This window comes from Polaribacter marinaquae (assembly GCF_038019025.1).
Lineage (GTDB): Bacteria > Bacteroidota > Bacteroidia > Flavobacteriales > Flavobacteriaceae > Polaribacter > Polaribacter marinaquae.
Window position 1 is genome coordinate 2,161,229 of sequence record NZ_CP150496.1, and the last position, 19,705, is coordinate 2,180,933.

The following is a 19,705-nucleotide window of genomic DNA, read 5'->3' on the forward strand; positions in this document are numbered from 1 at the left end:
TAATTTTAGAAGTGCAAAAGTACAAAAAACACGGTTTTAAAAGTCAACGAAAATAGATACATTTACATTCGCTAGTTATTTAAGCTATTAAATGCTAAAAAAAAGATTCATTTTGAAGAAAACACAAGTACTTATTACAATTTTATTAGTTGTTTTTTCAACTATAAACTCACAAGAAAAAAGCAATAATTTAGTTACACCACCATATTTAAAACAAGGAGATACGGTTGCAATTGTTGCGCCTGCAGGAATTTTAAGAGGAAGAAAAGCAACAGTAGATAAAGCTAAAAAATTAGCAGAAAGTTGGGGTTTAAAAGTGGTTTTGGGTAAAAATATGTTCAACCAAAATAACCATTTTGCAGGAACTGATAATGAGCGTTGTCAAGATTTTCAAGATGCATTAGATAATCCAAATATTAAAGCAATTTGGGCTGCTAGAGGTGGTTATGGTTCTGTTAGAATTTTAGATAAATTAGATTTTAATAAATTTAAAAAAAATCCGAAGTGGATAATTGGTTATTCTGATATTACTGCATTTCATAATCATATTCATAATTTAGGCGTAGAAACGATTCACGGAATGATGGCAACAAGTCTAGAAGAAAAGCCAGAAGAAATTATAGAAACAATTGCTAGTTTTAAAAAAGCACTTTTTGGTGAAGATGTAAAGTATGTGTTTGCTGATAATGAGTTGAATAGAAAAAATAGATTAAATATTTCTGAATTAAAAGGACAATTAATTGGCGGAAACTTAGCAATATTAACATCTATGTTAGGTTCTAAAAGTCAATTAAATACAGAAGGAAAAATACTTTTTATTGAAGAAATTGGCGAGTATAAATATTCTATTGATAGAATGTTGCAAAGCTTAAAAAGAGCAGGTTATTTTAGAAAAGTAAAAGCTGTAATAGTAGGAGATATGTCTTTAATAAAAAAGAATTCTACAAAATGGGGAAGTTCTATAGAACAGCTAATTTTAGATGTAATACCACAAGATATACCTGTTGTATTTGATTTTCCTGCGGGTCACGAAGCCGACAATCGAGCATTAATTTTTGGTAGAAATGTAACGTTAGAATTAGATATGGAGAATTGTTTGTTAGATTTTTCTAAAAATTAAAAATGGCTGCACACAATGAACTTGGCGAAAAAGGAGAAAAACTAGCAATAGAGTTTTTATTAGAAAAAGGGTATACTATTTTAGAGAAAAATTACCGCTATTTAAAAGCAGAAGTAGACATCATAGCCAAAATAGAAAACACATTGGCTGTAATAGAAGTTAAAACGCGCTCTACAGATTATTTTGGTAATCCAGAAGAGTTTGTAAACCCTAAAAAGATTAAATTACTTCTTTCTGCAATAGATTATTACGTTACAGAAAACGACTTAGAGGTAGATGTAAGATTTGATATTATTGCAATTATACAGCAACATAAATCAACAAAAATTAAGCACTTAGAAGATGCTTTTCTACATTTCTAAATTGTTTAAATAAGCTTTTAATTTTTCTAAATCTTGAGGTTTTGCTATAATTTTCTTATCACTATCTAACACAAAATAAGTTGGTGTAGAATTAATGTTATATGTTCTAGCAATCTTGTTTTCCCATTTGTTTAGACCTAAAACATGATGCCAATTTGGTAGTGTGGTTTTCATGTTATTCCAACCAAATTCATCATTTTCTAGAGAAAAAGCTACTGCTTTTAATTCGTTTTTATTTGCTAAAAACTTATGCAATTGTGGTATTTCTCTTAAACAATGAGAACAACTAGTACTCCAGAATATTAAAACATAATTTTTAGCATCATTTAAAGTAGATAATTTATAGTTTTTGCCGTTTTCTTTCCAAGAAAAATCGGGTGCAATTCTACCAACTTCAGACGCTAATAAAGATAGTTTTTCGTTTTTATATTTTTCATTTTGTAAAGATTTAGGCAATTTGTTGTAGTAATTGTCAAAAAGATAATCTACCATTTCTAAATTTTTACTTTGCTCAAATTGATTGATCAAAAGCTCTATAACGTTTTTTCTAAACACCACTTCTTTAACCTTTGTAAAAACCTTATTTACAGCATTTTTGTAAAGTATTTGTTGTTGTTCTAAATCTTCTGAGTAATTAATGTAAAAGATGTAGTCGGATATTCTGTCAATTAAAAAAGAAGAATTTATTAATGTTTTGCTAGAAAAATCCATATTATCAAAAAAAGTAGCATTTATATTTTGCATATACTCTTTTGCATTGGTTTTTATTTCTGATGGATTTGATCTAGAAGTTGCCTTAATAAAAGGCTGAACGTACATTCCGTTTGAACTCTCTAAATATTTTTGTTGTATCGCATTAATTGTTGCTAAAGTAGTTTTGTAATTCGTTTTTAAATCTACTTCTGGGTTTCTTAAAGCTGTAATTTGTAAAGAATCTAGTTTTTGTTGTGCAACAGAAACTTCGCTTAAGTAGTTTTTGTAAATAATATTTTCATCAGAATTAGAAAATAAAGTAGTTTGCTCAGGATAATCTGGGTGAAAAGTAAAGCTTACATTTTCTTTGTTGAAGATAAAATCTACAAAACCTGGTGCTTCTGTTCTGTAGGTAATTCTATAAGATCCAATTTTGGCATCTGCAGGTAAATCAAACTGAAAAGTACCGATAGTTTGCTTTTTACCTTCAATAGCAATAGTGTCTTTTTTTATTGTTGTATTGGTAACAAATTTTTGTTTTGCGCCTTCTATTCTATATAAAATTGCCCAATCTGTTTTTATATCATTAGTTAAAGTACCATTAATACTAAATTGTGCTTGTGCAAATGATGATATTAAAAATATTAAAACAAGTACTTTTTTCATTTTTTTCTTCGGATTTTATTTCTCGAAATACTATTTTCAAGAAGTGTACCAAAAATACTATTTCTCTAACAAATTAGGTATATTGTAAACCAAAATTTAACAATATGTCTTTTTCTAATAAAGTAGTTTGGGTAACTGGTGCATCTTCTGGTATTGGTAAAGCTTTAGCAATAGAACTCTCTAAGCAAAATGCAAAACTTATTATATCTTCTAGAAATTTAGAGGCATTAACTTTGGTAAAGCAAGTATGCGAAAATGCTAATAATATTAAAATCTTAGCATTAGATTTAGAAGATTATATAAGTTTAGAAGAAAAAGCTACTGAAGCTATAGCTGCTTTTGGACGTGTAGATGTACTAATAAATAATGGCGGAATTAGTCAACGCTCTATAGTAGAAGAAACAGAAATTACTGTTGATAAAAGAATTATGGATATCAATTACTTGGGCACAGTTGCCTTAACAAAAGCTATTTTACCTCATTTTTTAGAAAATAAAAATGGTCATTTTGCGGTAACTACAAGTATTGTTGGTAAAATAGGAACACCATTAAGATCTAGTTACGCGGCAAGTAAACATGCTTTACATGGTTTTTTTGATAGTTTTCGAGCAGAAGTTCATCAGAAAAATATAAAAGTAACTCTAATTTGTCCAGGATTTATAAATACAAATGTTTCTAAAAACGCTTTAACTGGTAGCGGTAAACCACAAGGAATTATGAATGCAGCTACTGGTAACGGCATGTCTGCAGAACTTTGTGCAAAACGAATGCTAAAGGCTATAAATAAAAATAAAGAAGAAGTTTATATTGCTGGTTTTAAAGAAAAATTAGGCGTTTATGTAAAAAGATTTATACCAAGATTATTTTCTGTTTTAGTTAGAAAAATGAGTGTAACTTAATCTTCTAAATATTTTAAATTATCAAAATAATTTACAATTGCTTCTTTCATTAAAACTGTTTGTTCACCTGGTTTTAAGTTTGGTAATTCTGTAATTATTTTATAATGAGGCCAGCTATCATCATCAAAATAATCAAATTCATAATAACCATAAGGTTCTAAAAGTTTACAAATAGCAATATGCATTAAGTTTACTTTTTCATCTTTTTTAAAGCTAGTTTGCCCAGTACCTAATTCTTGTACGCCAATTAAGTAGATAATTCCATCCATATTTAACTCATCACCATCAGCAAATTGTTTAGTAAGTTTATCTACTAACAAATTCCATTTTTCTTTAAGATTTACTACTTTTTCCATGCTTAAAATTTAAGATTACAAAGATACAATGCCCATTTTTAATTTTTAAAAAAAAGGTGTAGGTTTGAAGAAATTAATTTAATGAATGTTTTTGATATAGTTATTGCAGCATTGCTACTGTTTGGTTTTGTAAGAGGTGTAATGAAAGGGCTTTTTGTAGAAATAGCGTCTTTAGTTGCTTTAATTGGTGGTGTTTATGGCGCAATACATTTTTCGTTTTTTGTAGGTGATTTCTTAAAAAAATCCGTATCTTGGAGCAAAGAATACATTTCTTTAGCAGCTTTTGCTGCAACTTTTATTATAATTATAGTAACTATAGCCTTAATTGGTAAATTGTTAACTAAATTGGCAGATTTTGCATCTTTAGGTATTATAAATAAAATTTTAGGAGGCGTTTTTGGCGCATTAAAAATAGGTTTAATCTTAAGTGTAGTTTTTATTTTCTTCGGAAAAATGAACGATACTATTCCTTTTATTGAAAAAGAAACTTTAGAAAACTCAATTTTATACACTCCTGTAAAGAAAATTGCCCCTACAATATTTCCTTCCATCATTAAAGATGAAAAAGAGGAAAAAACCCCTGTTATAAACATTTAATTAAACTATTTTTTTTGTAGTTTTATATTTATATTAATTAGCCATGAAAAAATTATACTTTTTAATCGCGTTTGCAGGAGCTGTAGTTTTAAGTTCTTCAAAATTAGCTGATTGCAATATTTTAAAAAATAACGCATTCAAGTATAAAGTTGGTAGTAAAGATGTTTTAGTTCAGTTTGGTGAAGATGAATATATCGAATATCACGAAAACAAAAAATATTTTATAAAATCTGATATCGAATGGTTAACAGAATGTGAATATAAATTAATTATTCAAGAATCTACTTTACCTAATTTCCCTTTTAAAACAGGTACCACGATGCGTATTAAAATAGATAGAGTAAAAGGAAAGAAAGTATATTATACGGCAAAACTAGGTGGTAGAAGTTGGGAGTGGCGAATGACTAAAGTAAATAAATAATAAAAAAAAATCCAGCTTTTTTAAAAGCTGGATTTTTTTTGAAATCTAATGTAATTTATAACATAGTAACTTTACCTGTTTCTAAAGAGTAAATACCTCCTAATATTTTAATTTCACCATTTTCTTCCATATCTTTTAAAATAGGACTTTTTTCTCTAATTCTTTCTACCGTTAAAAGTACATTGTTCTCTACCGTTTTAGCTACAAACTCTGGGTTGCTTGAGTTTGCTTCACCTTCAACTTCTTCTGATGATTTTTTTACAGCTGGCATAATATTGTTTAACATAGCAGTTATGTTACCAAGCTCTACACCATCACAAGCTGCTTTTACAGCACCACAACTTTGGTGTCCTAAAACTAATACAACTTTACTTCCAGCAACTGCACAAGAATATTCTAAACTTCCTAATATGTCTGTATTTTCGAAGTTTCCTGCCACTCTAGAAACAAAAATGTCTCCAATTGTTTGATCAAAAACTTGTTCTACGGGTACTCTAGAATCTATACAAGATAATACAACAGCTTTTGGGTATTGACCACCCACAGTTTCTTTTACCAAAGATTTGTAATCTACAGCTTCTAAAGAGTTGTTCATAAACCTTTTGTTTCCGTCTAAAAGATTGTTTAAAACATCATCTGGTGTTAATGCATCTTGTGCTACTTTATTTATTGCTAATTTTCTCATTTTTTTAATTTTTTAAAATTCGTCTTTAATATTTTCTTTAACCCATAAAACACAAGTATCAAAGTTTTTAAAAATGTGTTTTAAAGGGATAAAATCGGGTATGATGTCTATTCTTTCCATCATATATCTTGGTTGCTCTAATAAATCTACAAACAAGACTTCTATATTTCTTTTCTTTAAATCTAACAGCATATCTTCCATCGCATATAAACCAGATTGGTCTAAATATTGCATTTTGCCTAAACGCATAATAACGGTTTTGGCAGTTTCTGGTATTTGTTGCGACAATGCTTGAAACTCGCTAGTAGAACCAAAAAACAAAGGTCCTTTTAGGTGTTTGATAAATACTTCTTCTTTTAAATTTTCTGGAAAATTAATCTCATCAGACCAAACTTCTTCTTTTAAAGATTTTACGTCGGATCTTTTCGCAGTTAAATCTCCAATTTTTTTCATGAACATTAAAGAGGCGATTACCAAACCAATCCCTACGGCATAAACCAAGTTCCAGAAAGTAGATAGTAGTAAAACCACCATCATAATTAATACTTCAGAACTCAATTTTATCGGACCTATTTTTATGTCCTTTGGTAAGTGTGGTATTGCTTTTAAACCTTTATAATCCATCACACCAATTCCTACAGTAATTAAAATTCCGGCTAATACTCCTGCAGGTATTTTAGAAGCTATAGGTCCTAAACCTAACATAATTACAAGTAACATAATACCTGCAATCATACCAGAAATTTTAGTTTTTCCACCGGCATTAATATTTACTACAGTTCTAATTGTTGCACCAGCACCCGGAATTCCACCAAAAATAGCAGCAATTGTATTACCAATACCTTGCCCAACAAGTTCTTTATTGGGTTTGTGTTTGGTTTTTGTCATGTTATCTGCTACAACACTGGTTAACAAAGAATCTATAGCACCTAATAATGATAAGGTAAGCGCTGTAAATATGTAAGGTGTTACGTTGGTTAAACTAAAATCTGTAAAGATTTCCCATTTCGGAATTGGAATTCCGCTTGGTATTTCTTGAATAGTTCTATAATCTAAATTAAAACCAACCGCTATACCAGACATTACAATTAAAGCAACAAGTGTACTTGGTATTTTTAATGTAATTCTCTTAAAACCATATATAATTACAATGGTTCCTAAAGCCAACAACAACTCTAACAAATTGATGTTTTTTAGTGCTCTTGGTAAAACTTTTAAAGCACCTAATGCACCAGAAGCTTCTTTTGCTGCCAATGTTTTAGACTCTCTAGTAACATCTTCTAAACTGATGTTTTGCGCATTATTAATAGTTTCTTTAAAATTATCTAAAACTAATGTGCCTTCACCAACTTGTTCTTTTAAAATGTTTTCTAAAATTATTTCTTGAGCTTCGGGTTTAAATGTATTTACAAACTCTACATCTTCCTTTGGATAATAACCAACAGAAGGAAGTATTTGAGTAAGTAAAATAATAACCCCAATTGCTGTCATAAAACCAGATACAACAGGATAGGGTATGTACCTAATGTATTTACCCAAACCTACAACACCTAAAATAATTTGAAACAAACCAGCTAAAATAAACACCGTTAAAATAGCGGGCATTGCCTTTGTAATATCACCATCGTTTGCCGCAATAATACCAGCAATAACTACCATACTTACGGCTGTCATTGGAGCTGTTGGGCCAGATATTTGTGTATTTGTACCACCAAATAAAGCAGCAAAAAAACTAATAAAAATTGCACCATACAATCCTGCACTTGGTCCTAAACCAGATGAAACTCCAAAAGCTAAAGCTAAAGGTAGTGCAACAATACCAGCTGTAATTCCGCCAAAAAGATCTCCTTTTATGTTAGAAAATATGTTTTTCATTGGTTTATTCTTTTAAATTCTATATTTATCAATTCGTTTAAACTTTACTTTCTCGCGGTTATATTTTATTAGTAATTAGCAGAGAACAGTTTAAGTTTTTAGCAATTGAACTTACTTTAGAATTAATTTCTAGCGTTTTATTTTTGTTTCTATTTAAAAACAACAATTGCAAAGATGAATTACTTACGTAGTTATTTACACTTGCAATTATATTTGATTTTTGGGTTAACACAACTTTTTCGATGTTGCTAATTTTACTGTTTAAAGAATCTGAAGTAGCGCTTGTTTGCAAAAGTTTTATCGGTTTTTTAGAAAATGCAACCAATTGTTCTTTAATACGATTGTTTTCTAAATCAATAGTATCAATAAAACCAATATCTAGTTTGTCATTTGCTGCTAGGATTTTGTCTTCCGAAGAAATCATAATAGCGCCATCAAATTCTTTTAAGATAAACGCTGTTAATTTATCTCCAAGAAAAGACATTGTTTTAGATTTACTTTTACCAAGTACAATTACACTTGGCTTAACTGCAGCTATTTGTTTGCTAACATTTTCTTTTAAATTACCAAATGCAACGTTATGTTTAATATGAACATCATCATCATCTATAGCTACTTTATTAATAATAGTTTTTAGGCTATTGTCTGTAGCTATAAATGTTTGATTTATAGATCGCATTGCAGATAACTGACTCTCTTTTGAAACAACTTCTGTTGCTTTTTTTACACAAAAAAGAGATACATCAGCATTTATAATTCTTGCTAAATTAGTTGCATTGGTAACAATAGCTTCTGTAGCAGAATTTAAATCTGATAGTACAAGAATTTTATGTTTTTCTGACATGGATCTAATGTTTTAGGCTGTTTTTTTAGGTCTTAAATTAAAAAACTCAATATAACTTGGTGGGTTTTCTACAATTCCTCTTTCAGAAATTAATTGTATATCGATATTTCTTTCTTTAGCTTTAAAAGCAAAATCTTCTAAAATTTCGATAATATCATTATCTAAATACCTTGTTTTACGAACATCAATTTCTAAGTACGTATTTTCTGGTAAGCTATCTAACTCTTTTAAAATTGCTCCTTTGTTAAAAAACGTAACTTCTTCTGCTAGTGTCATTTTAATTCTGTTTTTACCATTGCTTTTATCTTCAATGTGTAAAAAGTGAGAATTTTGAAAACTTTTGATTAAAATTACTACAATACCTACAGCTAAACCTAAAGCAATACCTACAAGTAAATCTGTAAATACAATACCTACTACAGTTACTGTAAATGGCAACCATTGTTTCCATCCTAACTTAACCATTTCTTTAAAAACCGATGGTTTTGCTAGCTTGTAACCAACAATTAATAATACAGCAGCTAATACAGATAACGGAATTTTATTTAATAAAGTAGGAATTAAAAGTACCGAGATTAATAATAAAAAACCATGAATAATTGCAGATAACTTTGTTCTACCACCAGATTGTATGTTTGCAGAACTTCTAACAATTACTTGTGTAATTGGTAAACCACCAATTAGACCAGATACAATATTACCAGTACCTTGCGCTAATAACTCTCTGTTTGTTGGTGTTACATTTTTATGAGGATCTAATTTATCTGTAGCTTCTACACATAATAAGGTTTCTAAACTTGCCACTAAAGCAATAGTAAAACCTGTAACCCAAACCTGCGGATTAGAAAGTGCACTAAAATTAGGAAAACTAAACTGTCCTAAGAAAGAATCGATACTATCTGGTACAGGTACACTTACTAAATGTTCTGAATTGATTCCGTATTTAGAGTTTTCACTAGTTACAAAATAATAAACAATACCAGCAACTACTGCTACTAATGGGCCTTGAATAATTTGAAAAAACTTACCTTTTTTAGATAAAACATTGCTCCAAAGTATTAAAATAGCCAATCCAATAATACCAATAATTGTAGAACCTAAACTAATGTTATTTATAGAATTTATAATTTCTGAAAATGTATTTTGACCATCTACTTGAAAGAATGCAAAGTCACCTTCTGGATCTGCATCATAGCCAAAAAAGTGTGGTATTTGTTTTAGTATAATGATAATACCAATACCAGTTAACATACCTTTAATTACTGATGAAGGAAAATAATAACCAATAATTCCTGCCTTTAAAAAACCAAAAATTAACTGAATTACACCACCTAAAACTACAGCAACTAAAAAGTTTTCATAACCTCCTAAAGTTCCTATGGCAGTTAAAACAATTGCAGCTAAACCTGCAGCCGGACCACTTACCCCGATTTTAGAACCACTTAAACCACCTACAATAATACCACCAATAATACCAGCAATTAAACCAGAAAATAAAGGAGCACCACTTGCCAATGCAATACCTAAACATAATGGTAATGCTACGAAAAACACAACTATACTAGCAGGAATATCGTTTTTAATATATTTAAACATATATAAATATTTTATTCTTTACTCTTTTTAGAATAAAGTTTTTAATTAAATTTAATAATAGATTTTTACTTGTACTTCGAGAAATTAAAGTACAAATTCTGGTGGTTGGGTAATAATTTTTGGATAAGGAGAAACGTAACTTTTAGAAGTAAATTGTACGATTCTTTTTTTCTGAATTTTAGTAAAAGAAATACTTGAGTTTGAATTTACATTCACTTTTAATTCTTTTACCGGATTTTTCCAGCTATTTTCTTCCTCTTCTTCACTCAAGTTTAAGTAAATTGAAATATCTTGATTTTTGTCTACCAGTGTAATTATTGTTGGTGCAGATATTAGCCCCACAAATAGAAAGGTAAAAAAAATGGCAATCTTAATTTTCAAATTATCTTAAATTTTGTTGTAAAGGTGTAAGTTGGTTTAGTTATTATCTAACATTTTTATTTCATCAGAAATTATCCAACCTATCTTCCCGTCTGCTAATTTAATCTTTTTCCAATTATCTACCGCATCTAAAACAATTACTTTTGTACCCTCGTGTAAAGTAAAAACTTCTTCTGAGTTTAAAGTAGGTGCATTTCTAACTTCTGTTTTGGCTGCAAATACAATGGCTTTTTTTGTGTTTTTAGAAAAATTATATTGATTATAGGTAATGCTAATTGCTGCAACAAATAATATAAAACTAATAATAGCTAATGTAAAAAAGAATCTTTTTTTAGTTGGAGTATAAGCAAAATAGAACAATAAAAACAAGACTGCGCTTAACAACACAAATACAATTGTTACAACAGCCCATTCATTATAAGACAACTTTTGAAGGTAATTTGCATTAAATTTTTGTAAAAAAGTTTTTGGTACTTCTTCGATATTATCTAAAGCTAAACGTTTTGCAAAAACCAGATTGTTTTTTACATCTTGGTTTAAAGGGTTTAATTGTAAGGCCTTTTCATAGTAAAATATTGAAGGCCCAACTTTATTAAGTTTATAATAAGAATTTCCTAAATTATAAAATAACTCATCAGAAATAGCATCTTGTTCTAATATTTGTTTATAACTTTCTATTGCTTTATCGTAGTTGCCGTTTCTATATAATTCGTTTGCAGAATTAAATAAGCTATCAATATTCTGTGCTGCTAAACTGTTTGCAATTAGCAACAATAAAAATAAAAATTTCTTCATCTTATAACTGTTTATCTAATTGAACAATAACTTCTTTTGCTCTTTCAAACTCTTCTTTCATTTCAGTAGCTGTAAATGGAGTGTATCTAGCAAAATCAGAACTTTTTAAAACATCAATAAATTTTAAAATAGCATCTTTATCTACACCTTTGTTTTCTAATATTTCTGTTATCTTTTCTTTACTAATATCAGAAGTTTCTATTCCTAATTTAGCTTTTAAGTAATTGTGCAAAGCCCTTTCTAAGGCTTCGTAAAAAGCTTCTTTTTTACCTAACTGTTTTTTAGCTTCAGATAAATATTTTTTAACTAGTTTGTTTGCTTTTCTAGTTTTATTACCAATAACGTCGTTATTTCTTTCTTCTGCTTTTCTAGCTAAAAATAAAATAATTGGTATTGCTATAAATGGTAAAATTAAAAGAATATAGAACAAGGTAGACTTAAAAAAGTCTTTTTGTAGAGTTGTAATAAAATCTGTTTTTATTGCAATGTATCTAAAATTATTACCTGTTGTAACAACATTTTGTTTTCTTACAAGAGTTGTGTCTACAGTTACCAATTCTTTGCCTTCTAAAACATCTACAAATAAATCTTCTGTAGCAATAGTTTTGTATTTTTTCTCTTTCGGATTAAAGAAAGAAAACGAAATACTTGGTATTTTATATTTTCCTTTGTATTGAGGAACTAAAGTGTAATTATCTGCAATGTAACCAGAAATTCCGTTAGCGCCAACACGTGTGCTTTCTTTGCGTTCTGGCTGATACATTTCTAATTCTGCCGGAGTTTCTACTTCGGGCAACTCAAATAAGTTTAAATTACCATTACCAGAAACTTTTACTTTTACTTGGCTACTTTCGTTTGCTTTTAATACCTCTTTACTAAGCGCAACATCAAATTTAAACTGACCAACGGCGCCGTTAAAGTTAGCAGGTTTTCCTTCTAAAGGTAATGCTCTTGGGTTGATGATTTTTTTAGCAGAAGCAAATTCTCTTCTAACATTTTTTGTAATTGCGTTTCCAAAGAAATCTGTTCTGCCAGAAGGTACACCAATTACGATATCCATTTTCATGGGATCTATCGAAAGTTTACCTGTTTTTGTAGGAATTAATAAGGCTTTCTGAAGTACAATATATCTATAATTTTCACCATTGTATTTTCCCATTTTTACAGGAAAACCGTTAATTTTAATGTTCTGATTCCAGAAACCATTATATTTTGGTGCTTCGGTAACGTTTGTATCGTAAACGCTTACATTTTCACTTACATATAATCTGTATTCTACATAAACACCTTCGCCAACATAAGGTCTAGATTTAGAAATTTCTGCAACTAGGTGTATGTTTTGTTGTGCAATATAATTTGGGTCGTTAGGGTCTTTTGGAATTTCTACAGCATCTAAAACAATAATTTTTACAGGATCTGATTTTATTGTTTTTCCATTAAAAGTAACAGATGCGCTTCCTATAGAAAGTTCTCCTTTTCTTTTTGGCTGAATGATGTATGTATAAGATTGCGAAAATGTAACTTTTCTACCACTTGGTGTAGAACTGATACTTTGGCTAACAGATTGACTTGGCCCACCAACAATTTTAAAATTAGTAAAATTAGGAGGAGTAAAATTATCTCCGCCTTGTTTGTCAATAGAAAAAACAACTCTTAAACGCTGATTAACACCTAGTTTGTTTTTGCTGACTTTCGTTTTTAATGTTGCTTCTTGTGCAACAAAAGAAAAACTTAATAAGCAAATAATTATGGATATGTAAACTTTCGACTTCATCTTCTTTTTCTGTAAACGGCTAATTTACCAATCTTTTTCTTGTTTTACTTTTTTACCCTTTGCTTTTTTGGCATTCATTTTCTTTTGGGTTTTTTTCTCTTCGTTATTTAAACTTTCTAGCAATTGTTTAACTTGCTGCGGAGTCATTTTACCCTGTTGTGGTTTTGGTTTTTGCTGATCTTTTTTATTGTCTTTTTTAGGATCTTGCTTTTTGTCTTTATCCTTGTCACCATCGCCGTCTTTATTCTCGTCTTTTTTATCTTTGTCTTTTTGGTCTTTATTGTCCTCGTTCTTATCTTTATTCTTGTCGTCTTTATCTTTGTCCTTTTGGTCTTTTTTATCTTTATCCTTGTCTTTGTTTTTGTCGTCTTTATTGTCTTGCTTTTCTTTTTCTAAAAGCTTTTGAGCAACGGCTAAATTGTAACGAGTTTCATCATCTTTTGGATTATTTCTTAAAGAATTTTTAAAAGCATCTACAGCACCTTGGTAGTTTTTAGACTCCATCATGGCATTACCAATATTATGGTAAGCTTCTGCTCTTGTAAACTTGTTTGTTGCAGTTTTTGCTGTTAATTCGTATTGAGGAATTGCTTCTTTAAAATTTTTATTCTGATAAAAAGCATTGCCTAAATTATAAGTAGCTTTATCGTAATTAGAATTGTTGCCTAATGCTTTTTGATAAGCCACAGAAGCATCTGTAAATTGTTGTTTGTTATAAAGCTCGTTACCTTGACGTAACATTTTACGTGCAACTCTTTGTTGTGCTACAGTATCTTTTTGCGCTACTATTTCTTTTGTTGAAAATAGCATTAAAAAGACAACTACTATGTATGTAAATTTCATTATCTGTTTTGTTTTTTACTTCAAAATACTTGGTTATAATAAGTATTAATAGAAGCTGTGTTCTACTATTTTTTTAGATTCTTTTCTTCATTAAATAAATCTACTTTTCTTAGCCATTTTGTTTTCTTATCAAATAAGAATACATCTATCACTAGAAATAGCAAACCTAATGCCAAAAACCATTGAAACTGATCTTTATAATCAGAAAATTGCTTGGTTTCGAATTCGTTTTTTTCTGCATTGGCAATTATCTCTGCCATAGCATTTACAGGCTTCTCTGTGATATTACCATCAATATAAGCGCCATCAGCTACATTTGCAATTCCTTTTAAAACTTCTGGTTTACGTTTTGTAATTACAGTTTCGCCTTTATTGTCTTTTTTATAACCAATCATAGAGCCATTTAAACGCATTGGTATTGGTCCTCCTTTTTCTGTTCCAACACCAACAGTATAAATTTTTACACCTTCGTTGGCTAAGTTTTGTGCAACTTGTTTTGTTTCTTCTTGATGATCTTCACCATCAGAAAGAATAATTAAAAAACGATTTGTTTGATCGTCGTTATTATAATACGTTTTTGCTAGTTCTAAAGCGCCATTAATATCGGTACCTTGGCTAGAAACCATATCTGGATTGGCGTTTTGTAAAAACATATTTGCGGCACCATGATCTGTAGTTATGGGTAATAACGGATAAGAATTACCTGCATAAACAATAATACCAACTCTATCAGAACCTAATTTATCTATTGTTTTAGAGATAATTTGTTTTGCTTTTTCTAGTCTATTTGGTGCAATGTCTTCTGCAAGCATACTTTTAGAAACATCTAAAGCAAAAACAATATCTACACCTTCTCTTTTTACAGTTTTTAGTTTTGTACCCATTTTAGGGTTTGTTAGAGAAATAATTAAAAAGCTAATTCCTAACAGTAGAAAAACTAATTTTAAAGTAGTTTTAAAAGCTGATGAATTTGGTGCTAATTTTTTTAATAAAAGAGCATTAGAAAACTTGCGTTGTGTTCTTTTTTTCCACCAAAAAACCAACAAGAAAATAACAACCATTACCGGAATGATTGTAAGTAAATAAAAATAAATTGGTTCTTCTATTCTGTACATTTATATAAAACTCTTAAATAATGTGTTTCTTAAAATAAATTCTAAAACTAATAGGCCTAAACCTAAAAAGACAAAAATTCTAAATTTTTCTTGATAATTGTAATACTTAAACTCTTCTATTTTAGTTTTTTCTAGCTTGTCAATTTCATCATAAATCTCTTTTAAAGATTCATTATCTGTAGCTCTAAAATATTTTCCTTCTGTTTCTGCAGCAATTTCTTCTAAAAGTTTTTCGTCTATTGTTACTTGTTGTTTTCTAAAGTTTAATTTACCTGTTCTTGGGTCTCTACTCCAAGGAAAATCTGCCATACCATTTGTACCTATACCAATAGTATACACTTTAATCTTTAATTCTTTTGCTAACTCTGTTGCTGTTCTCGGGTCGATATTACCAGAGTTATTTACACCATCTGTTAGTAAAATAATTACTTTACTTTTAGCTTTACTTTCTTTAAGCCTGTTAACTCCAGAACCTAAACCCATTCCTATAGCAGTTCCGTTTTCTAATTGCCCCCATTTTAATTCAGAAATGGACCTTTTTACAATGCCTTTATCACTAGTTATAGGTGTTTTCGTAAAACTTTCACCTGCGTAAACAACAATACCAATTCTATCGTTTGGCCTTCTATCTATAAAATTTACAGCAACTTTTTTAAGTGCTTCTAGTCTGTTTGGTTTTAAATCTCTTGCAAGCATACTGGCAGAAATATCGATTGCCATTACAATATCGATTCCTTTATTTGTTTTTGTTTTTTTGCTAACAGAAACATTTCTTGGTCTTGCCAATGCTACAATAATTGCGGCTAAAGCTAGTAATCTTAAAACGTAAAGTATAGGTTTTAACTTTGCTAGAATAGATGTTTCTGCTTTAAAACCTTTTATACTTGGCATTGTTAAAACTGCTGTATCTTTTTTTCGCATAAAAAAATGCCAAACAGCTAATAACGGAATTAATATTAATAGCCAGAGAAACTCAATATTTAAAAATTCGAAATTACTCCAGTTCATCTTCTTGTGCTGTTATTTGTTTAGGTTTTAAATTTCCTATAATAAATTCTGCGTCTTTTCTATCGTCTTCTATCTCTATTGCTAATGGTTTCGATTTCGCAAATTTTACTAAATCTGCTTCACGTAGTAAATCTTTTAACTTGGCAATTGTTTCTTTAGAAGTTTCTATTGTATCAGACTTTTTAAAATCGTTAATCATTTCTAAAACTTCATCTGTGGTGTTTTCTAAAGCAGGTACATTTAATTCTCTTTCGATGTAACCTCTAACAATTTCTGTTAGTTCAGAATAATATTCTTTTACTTTATTGTTTTGCCACAATAGTTTTTCGTCTAATTCATTTAATTTAAAAATAGCTTCTTCGTAAGGAGGCAAAGTTCTGTAAGTTGGCACTTCTTCTTCCTCTTTTCTTTTTCTGATTACGAACCAATAAATCCAAAAACCAATAATTGCCAAAATAGCCAAAGCAATATAAATGTATATTTTAAAATCGTCGAAAGTATATGGTTCTGCTTTTATAGCTTTAATTGGAAATTTCTTGACTTTTGTAGTATCTACAGCAATTGTAGCAACATTTACCAATAAAGAATCTGTTAAATAAGCTTGGTTTTTAACAAAGATTTGTTGTTGCGGAATGTAAAATGCACCGCTATCAAAACCTGTTAAAATGTATTTTCTAATTAAGCTATTTTTAAGAGTATCTACTTTTGTAGAATCTACAATTTCTAAACCTTTTAATTTTATCTTCGGAATAATTACATTCTTTGTTTCATCTACAGAAATTTTTAATTGAAACTGTTCTCCAATTCTAATATTGGTTGTATCAATTTCTGCTTTTACCATTGGGTTTTGTGCAAAACTTATGGTCGAAATAAGAAATAATATATAGAATATCTGTTTTTTCATCATTTTAGCTCTCGATACTAATTTGTTCATTCTTCTCAAAATTCACCCGAACTGATATTTTGTTAATTTACTTTCCTTTATGCTTAAAATATCCTAATAATTTTTTTACATAATTTTCGTCTACTCTAGTATTTACAGCGCCTGCACCACTTCTTTTAAACATGTTTAAGTAATAATCTGTTAGTCTTAAAGCATTTGCTTTATAATTGGTTCTTACAGATTTTGATGCGGTATTTATAGTTAAAACGTTACCTGTTTCTGCATCTAACATTGGCACCATTCCTAGATTAGGAATTTCTTCATCATGTTTATCAAAAACTCGAATACCAGTTAAATCGTGCTTTTTCGCAGCTATTTTTAGTGTTTTTTCATAATCATCATCCATAAAATCTGATAACATAAAAACAATAGCTCTTTTTTTAAGCACACTAGATAAAAACTTTAATGCCGCTGCAATATTAGTTTTTTTACTTTTAGGTTGAAACTCGATTAATTCTCTAATAATTCGTAAAACATGACTTTTTCCTTTTTTAGGTGGAATGAAGAGTTCTATATCATCAGAAAATAAAATTAAACCAACTTTATCGTTGTTTTGAGTTGCAGAAAATGCAAGTGTTGCTGCAATTTCTGTAACTGTGTCTTTTTTAAATTGTGTTGAAGTACCAAAAAGTTCTGACCCAGATACGTCTACTAAAAGCATCATGGTTAGTTCTCTTTCTTCTTCAAAAACTTTAATATACGGTTCGTTGTATCTTGCAGTTACATTCCAATCAATTGCTCTAACATCATCACCAAATTGATATTGGCGAACTTCAGAAAAAGTCATACCACGCCCTTTGAAAGAAGAATGGTATTCTCCGCCAAAAATATCATTAGACAAACGCTTTGTCTTAATTTCTATTTTACGAACTTTTTTAAGTATTTCTTTTGTATCCATTTTTTGCTTTTGGCTTTTAGTGAGTTAGCTTTTAGCGAAAGGCTAAAGGCAAATTGCTAATAGCTTCTATGGCACTTCTACTTCGTTAATAATAGAATTGATAATGTTTACAGATGTTACATTTTCTGCTTCTGCTTCATAAGTAATACCAATTCTGTGACGTAAAACATCTTTTACAACAGCTCTAACGTCTTCTGGTATTACATAACCTCTTCGTTTTATAAAAGCATAACATTTAGCTGCTTTGGCTAAATTGATGCTTCCACGAGGTGATGCACCAAAATTTATTAAATCTTTTAATTGTGGTAAGTTGTATTTTTCTGGATAACGTGTCGCAAAAATGATGTCTAGAATGTATTTTTCTATTTTTTCATCCATATAAACTTCATTAGCAACTTCTCTTGCTTTAATAATTTGGTCTACAGAAATTACCGGATTTACTTTTGCGAATCCGCCAGTTAAATTTTGACGCATAATTACTTGCTCGTCTTGTAACTTAGGATAATCTATTACAACTTTTAGCATAAATCTATCTACCTGTGCTTCTGGTAATGGGTAAGTACCTTCTTGTTCTACAGGGTTTTGAGTTGCCATTACTAAGAAAGGTTCGTCTAATTTAAAAGTTGTGTCGCCAATGGTGATTTGACGTTCTTGCATTGCTTCTAGTAGCGCAGATTGTACTTTTGCTGGTGCTCTGTTAATCTCATCTGCTAAAACAAAGTTTGCAAAAATTGGTCCTTTTTTAATTGCAAAGTCGTTTTCTTTCATGTTGTAAATCATGGTTCCAACAACATCTGCAGGTAGTAAATCTGGTGTAAATTGTACTCTACTAAAACTACCTTGTACCGCTTTAGATAGCGTGTTAATTGCTAGGGTTTTTGCCAAACCAGGCACACCTTCTAGTAAAATATGACCATTACCAAGTAAACCAATTAGCAAACTTTCTATCATTTGCTTTTGACCTACAATAACTTTGTTCATCTCTAAAGTAAGAATGTCTATAAAAGCACTTTCTCTCTCAATTTTTTCATTAATAGCTCTTACATCTATATCCATTGTATTTTATATTAGGCGTTATATATCTCGTAATAATCTTATAGTAACAAAACTACAATTTTAACATATTTGTTTTTGTTAAAAGTAGGTTAAAGATGATTGATATATTTTTGTTATTTTTAAAAATTATTAGCCCTTAAAAATATAAATGGAAAAATTAACAGACAAATATTTATGGAAATCTTTAAAAGAAGGTGATTTAAAAGCGTTTTCTGTTCTTTTTGAAACTTATTATTCTAATTTACATAGTTACGGTTTAAAAATATGTAAAGATGAAGCGCTAACAGAAGATACTTTGCAAGACTTTTTTATGTACGTTTATGAACATAGAGAAAATTTAAGCGATTTAGATACAATTGCACCTTACCTTTTTACATCTTACAAACGATTTTTATTAAAAGTAATTAAGAAAAATGAAAAAGTAAAACCAACAGATTTTTCAAATGAAAATTTTGTAGACATTCAATTTACGGCAGAGGAGTTGATAACAAACCAAGAAGTTGAAAGCTTTAAAAATAAAAACTTAACACAGCTTTTAAATAAATTACCAAAAAGACAAAAAGAGGCAGTTTACTTAAAATATTACAGCGGTTTAAAAGCGAAAGAAATTTCTGAAATAATGGGTATTAACTACCAAAGTGTCGTAAATACTTTACATAAAGCAATTAAAAACTTAAAGGAAGAAATTTCGATTATTAAATTATTTAAGTTTTAGTAAAAAATAAGGGTATAAAAAAGCAATAAATACCTTATACAAATAGATTCTATACATTTAATA

The 19,705-nt window shown here is 29.4% G+C and carries 21 protein-coding genes; 6 read left to right on the forward strand and 15 right to left on the reverse strand.

Annotated features, from left to right (window positions below):
• Nucleotides 1–112: 112 nt before the first annotated feature.
• Entirely contained in the window at nt 113–1,120 is a 1,008-nt protein-coding gene (locus WG950_RS09810; protein WP_340932007.1) for an LD-carboxypeptidase, read from the forward strand.
• 2 nt (nt 1,121–1,122) lie between these two features.
• Complete coding sequence (locus WG950_RS09815) at nt 1,123–1,482, forward strand: YraN family protein (RefSeq protein WP_340932010.1); 360 nt, start codon at nt 1,123–1,125, stop codon at nt 1,480–1,482.
• Here WG950_RS09815 and WG950_RS09820 read toward each other — a convergent pair.
• Complete coding sequence (locus WG950_RS09820; RefSeq protein ID WP_340932012.1) at nt 1,471–2,841, reverse strand: TlpA disulfide reductase family protein; 1,371 nt, start codon at nt 2,839–2,841, stop codon at nt 1,471–1,473. The two genes, WG950_RS09815 and WG950_RS09820, sit on opposite strands and share 12 nt — an antisense overlap.
• A 104-nt stretch (nt 2,842–2,945) precedes the next feature.
• Between WG950_RS09820 and WG950_RS09825 the strand changes: the two genes are divergently transcribed.
• Nucleotides 2,946–3,740 (forward strand): SDR family oxidoreductase, encoded by a 795-nt coding sequence (locus WG950_RS09825; RefSeq protein WP_340932014.1) that lies wholly within the window; start codon nt 2,946–2,948, stop codon nt 3,738–3,740.
• On the opposite strand, the gene WG950_RS09830 is transcribed toward WG950_RS09825, so the two are convergent.
• The gene (locus WG950_RS09830) at nt 3,737–4,096 is read right to left on the reverse strand and encodes a hypothetical protein (protein WP_077810545.1); all 360 of its coding nucleotides are present in this window, start codon (nt 4,094–4,096) and stop codon (nt 3,737–3,739) included. The genes WG950_RS09825 and WG950_RS09830 overlap by 4 nt on opposite strands.
• 81 nt (nt 4,097–4,177) lie before the next feature.
• On the opposite strand from WG950_RS09830, the gene WG950_RS09835 reads away from it, so the two are divergent.
• Together WG950_RS09835 and WG950_RS09840 are read left to right on the forward strand one after the other, a co-directional pair.
• Entirely contained in the window at nt 4,178–4,693 is a 516-nt protein-coding gene (locus WG950_RS09835) for a CvpA family protein (RefSeq protein WP_077810544.1), read from the forward strand.
• Between the two features lie 43 nt (nt 4,694–4,736).
• Nucleotides 4,737–5,114 (forward strand): hypothetical protein, encoded by a 378-nt coding sequence (locus WG950_RS09840; protein ID WP_077810543.1) that lies wholly within the window; start codon nt 4,737–4,739, stop codon nt 5,112–5,114.
• A gap of 55 nt (nt 5,115–5,169) precedes the next feature.
• Here the strand turns inward: WG950_RS09840 and WG950_RS09845 are convergent, their stop codons facing one another.
• The 13 genes from WG950_RS09845 to WG950_RS09905 form a co-directional block, all read right to left on the reverse strand.
• Complete coding sequence (locus WG950_RS09845; protein ID WP_079737669.1) at nt 5,170–5,799, reverse strand: carbonic anhydrase family protein; 630 nt, start codon at nt 5,797–5,799, stop codon at nt 5,170–5,172.
• Nucleotides 5,800–5,811: 12 nt separating this feature from the next.
• Entirely contained in the window at nt 5,812–7,674 is a 1,863-nt protein-coding gene (locus WG950_RS09850; RefSeq protein WP_340932017.1) for a SulP family inorganic anion transporter, read from the reverse strand.
• Between the two features lie 58 nt (nt 7,675–7,732).
• Nucleotides 7,733–8,518, reverse strand: coding sequence for a hypothetical protein (locus WG950_RS09855; protein ID WP_340932019.1), 786 nt, complete (start codon nt 8,516–8,518; stop codon nt 7,733–7,735).
• A gap of 12 nt (nt 8,519–8,530) precedes the next feature.
• The gene (locus tag WG950_RS09860; protein ID WP_079737666.1) at nt 8,531–10,114 is read right to left on the reverse strand and encodes a SulP family inorganic anion transporter; all 1,584 of its coding nucleotides are present in this window, start codon (nt 10,112–10,114) and stop codon (nt 8,531–8,533) included.
• Nucleotides 10,115–10,198: 84 nt separating this feature from the next.
• Nucleotides 10,199–10,495, reverse strand: coding sequence for a hypothetical protein (locus WG950_RS09865; protein WP_340932022.1), 297 nt, complete (start codon nt 10,493–10,495; stop codon nt 10,199–10,201).
• A 36-nt stretch (nt 10,496–10,531) separates the two neighbouring features.
• Nucleotides 10,532–11,290, reverse strand: a complete 759-nt coding sequence (locus WG950_RS09870; RefSeq protein WP_340932023.1) for an SH3 domain-containing protein — start codon at nt 11,288–11,290, stop codon at nt 10,532–10,534.
• 1 nt (nt 11,291) lies between these two features.
• Nucleotides 11,292–13,064 carry a BatD family protein gene (locus tag WG950_RS09875; RefSeq protein ID WP_340932026.1) on the reverse strand — a complete coding sequence of 591 codons (1,773 nt, stop codon included), beginning with the start codon at nt 13,062–13,064 and terminating at the stop codon, nt 11,292–11,294.
• Nucleotides 13,065–13,088: 24 nt separating this feature from the next.
• Nucleotides 13,089–13,907: a tetratricopeptide repeat protein gene (locus tag WG950_RS09880; RefSeq protein ID WP_340932028.1), complete on the reverse strand. Its 819-nt coding sequence runs from the start codon at nt 13,905–13,907 to the stop codon at nt 13,089–13,091.
• A 65-nt stretch (nt 13,908–13,972) separates the two neighbouring features.
• Nucleotides 13,973–15,022, reverse strand: coding sequence for a vWA domain-containing protein (locus WG950_RS09885; RefSeq protein ID WP_340932030.1), 1,050 nt, complete (start codon nt 15,020–15,022; stop codon nt 13,973–13,975).
• Nucleotides 15,023–16,030: a vWA domain-containing protein gene (locus tag WG950_RS09890; protein WP_340932031.1), complete on the reverse strand. Its 1,008-nt coding sequence runs from the start codon at nt 16,028–16,030 to the stop codon at nt 15,023–15,025.
• Nucleotides 16,017–16,934, reverse strand: coding sequence for a BatD family protein (locus WG950_RS09895; protein ID WP_375240732.1), 918 nt, complete (start codon nt 16,932–16,934; stop codon nt 16,017–16,019). The genes WG950_RS09890 and WG950_RS09895 overlap by 14 nt, the downstream gene beginning before the upstream one ends.
• Nucleotides 16,935–17,001: 67 nt before the next feature.
• Nucleotides 17,002–17,871 (reverse strand): DUF58 domain-containing protein, encoded by an 870-nt coding sequence (locus WG950_RS09900; RefSeq protein WP_340932033.1) that lies wholly within the window; start codon nt 17,869–17,871, stop codon nt 17,002–17,004.
• A 66-nt stretch (nt 17,872–17,937) separates the two neighbouring features.
• On the reverse strand, nt 17,938–18,927 hold the full coding sequence (locus tag WG950_RS09905; protein ID WP_340932034.1) for a MoxR family ATPase: 990 nt from the start codon (nt 18,925–18,927) through the stop codon (nt 17,938–17,940).
• 148 nt (nt 18,928–19,075) lie between these two features.
• On the opposite strand from WG950_RS09905, the gene WG950_RS09910 reads away from it, so the two are divergent.
• Entirely contained in the window at nt 19,076–19,642 is a 567-nt protein-coding gene (locus WG950_RS09910) for an RNA polymerase sigma factor (protein WP_079737660.1), read from the forward strand.
• The last annotated feature ends 63 nt before the right edge of the window (nt 19,643–19,705 follow it).

What these genes read in the sequence shown, in the direction of transcription:
- WG950_RS09890 (WP_340932031.1), bottom strand. Translation starts at nt 16,030, where the DNA reads ATGAACTGGAGTAATTTCGAATTTTTAAATATTGAGTTTCTCTGGCTA.
- WG950_RS09900 (WP_340932033.1), bottom strand. Translation starts at nt 17,871, where the DNA reads ATGGATACAAAAGAAATACTTAAAAAAGTTCGTAAAATAGAAATTAAG.
- WG950_RS09845 (WP_079737669.1), bottom strand. Translation starts at nt 5,799, where the DNA reads ATGAGAAAATTAGCAATAAATAAAGTAGCACAAGATGCATTAACACCA.
- WG950_RS09895 (WP_375240732.1), bottom strand. Translation starts at nt 16,934, where the DNA reads ATGAAAAAACAGATATTCTATATATTATTTCTTATTTCGACCATAAGT.
- WG950_RS09885 (WP_340932030.1), bottom strand. Translation starts at nt 15,022, where the DNA reads ATGTACAGAATAGAAGAACCAATTTATTTTTATTTACTTACAATCATT.
- WG950_RS09825 (WP_340932014.1), top strand. Translation starts at nt 2,946, where the DNA reads ATGTCTTTTTCTAATAAAGTAGTTTGGGTAACTGGTGCATCTTCTGGT.
- WG950_RS09905 (WP_340932034.1), bottom strand. Translation starts at nt 18,927, where the DNA reads ATGGATATAGATGTAAGAGCTATTAATGAAAAAATTGAGAGAGAAAGT.
- WG950_RS09820 (WP_340932012.1), bottom strand. Translation starts at nt 2,841, where the DNA reads ATGAAAAAAGTACTTGTTTTAATATTTTTAATATCATCATTTGCACAA.
- WG950_RS09835 (WP_077810544.1), top strand. Translation starts at nt 4,178, where the DNA reads ATGAATGTTTTTGATATAGTTATTGCAGCATTGCTACTGTTTGGTTTT.
- WG950_RS09830 (WP_077810545.1), bottom strand. Translation starts at nt 4,096, where the DNA reads ATGGAAAAAGTAGTAAATCTTAAAGAAAAATGGAATTTGTTAGTAGAT.
- WG950_RS09870 (WP_340932023.1), bottom strand. Translation starts at nt 11,290, where the DNA reads ATGAAGAAATTTTTATTTTTATTGTTGCTAATTGCAAACAGTTTAGCA.
- WG950_RS09880 (WP_340932028.1), bottom strand. Translation starts at nt 13,907, where the DNA reads ATGAAATTTACATACATAGTAGTTGTCTTTTTAATGCTATTTTCAACA.
- WG950_RS09875 (WP_340932026.1), bottom strand. Translation starts at nt 13,064, where the DNA reads ATGAAGTCGAAAGTTTACATATCCATAATTATTTGCTTATTAAGTTTT.
- WG950_RS09815 (WP_340932010.1), top strand. Translation starts at nt 1,123, where the DNA reads ATGGCTGCACACAATGAACTTGGCGAAAAAGGAGAAAAACTAGCAATA.
- WG950_RS09850 (WP_340932017.1), bottom strand. Translation starts at nt 7,674, where the DNA reads ATGAAAAACATATTTTCTAACATAAAAGGAGATCTTTTTGGCGGAATT.
- WG950_RS09855 (WP_340932019.1), bottom strand. Translation starts at nt 8,518, where the DNA reads ATGTCAGAAAAACATAAAATTCTTGTACTATCAGATTTAAATTCTGCT.
- WG950_RS09840 (WP_077810543.1), top strand. Translation starts at nt 4,737, where the DNA reads ATGAAAAAATTATACTTTTTAATCGCGTTTGCAGGAGCTGTAGTTTTA.
- WG950_RS09860 (WP_079737666.1), bottom strand. Translation starts at nt 10,114, where the DNA reads ATGTTTAAATATATTAAAAACGATATTCCTGCTAGTATAGTTGTGTTT.
- WG950_RS09910 (WP_079737660.1), top strand. Translation starts at nt 19,076, where the DNA reads ATGGAAAAATTAACAGACAAATATTTATGGAAATCTTTAAAAGAAGGT.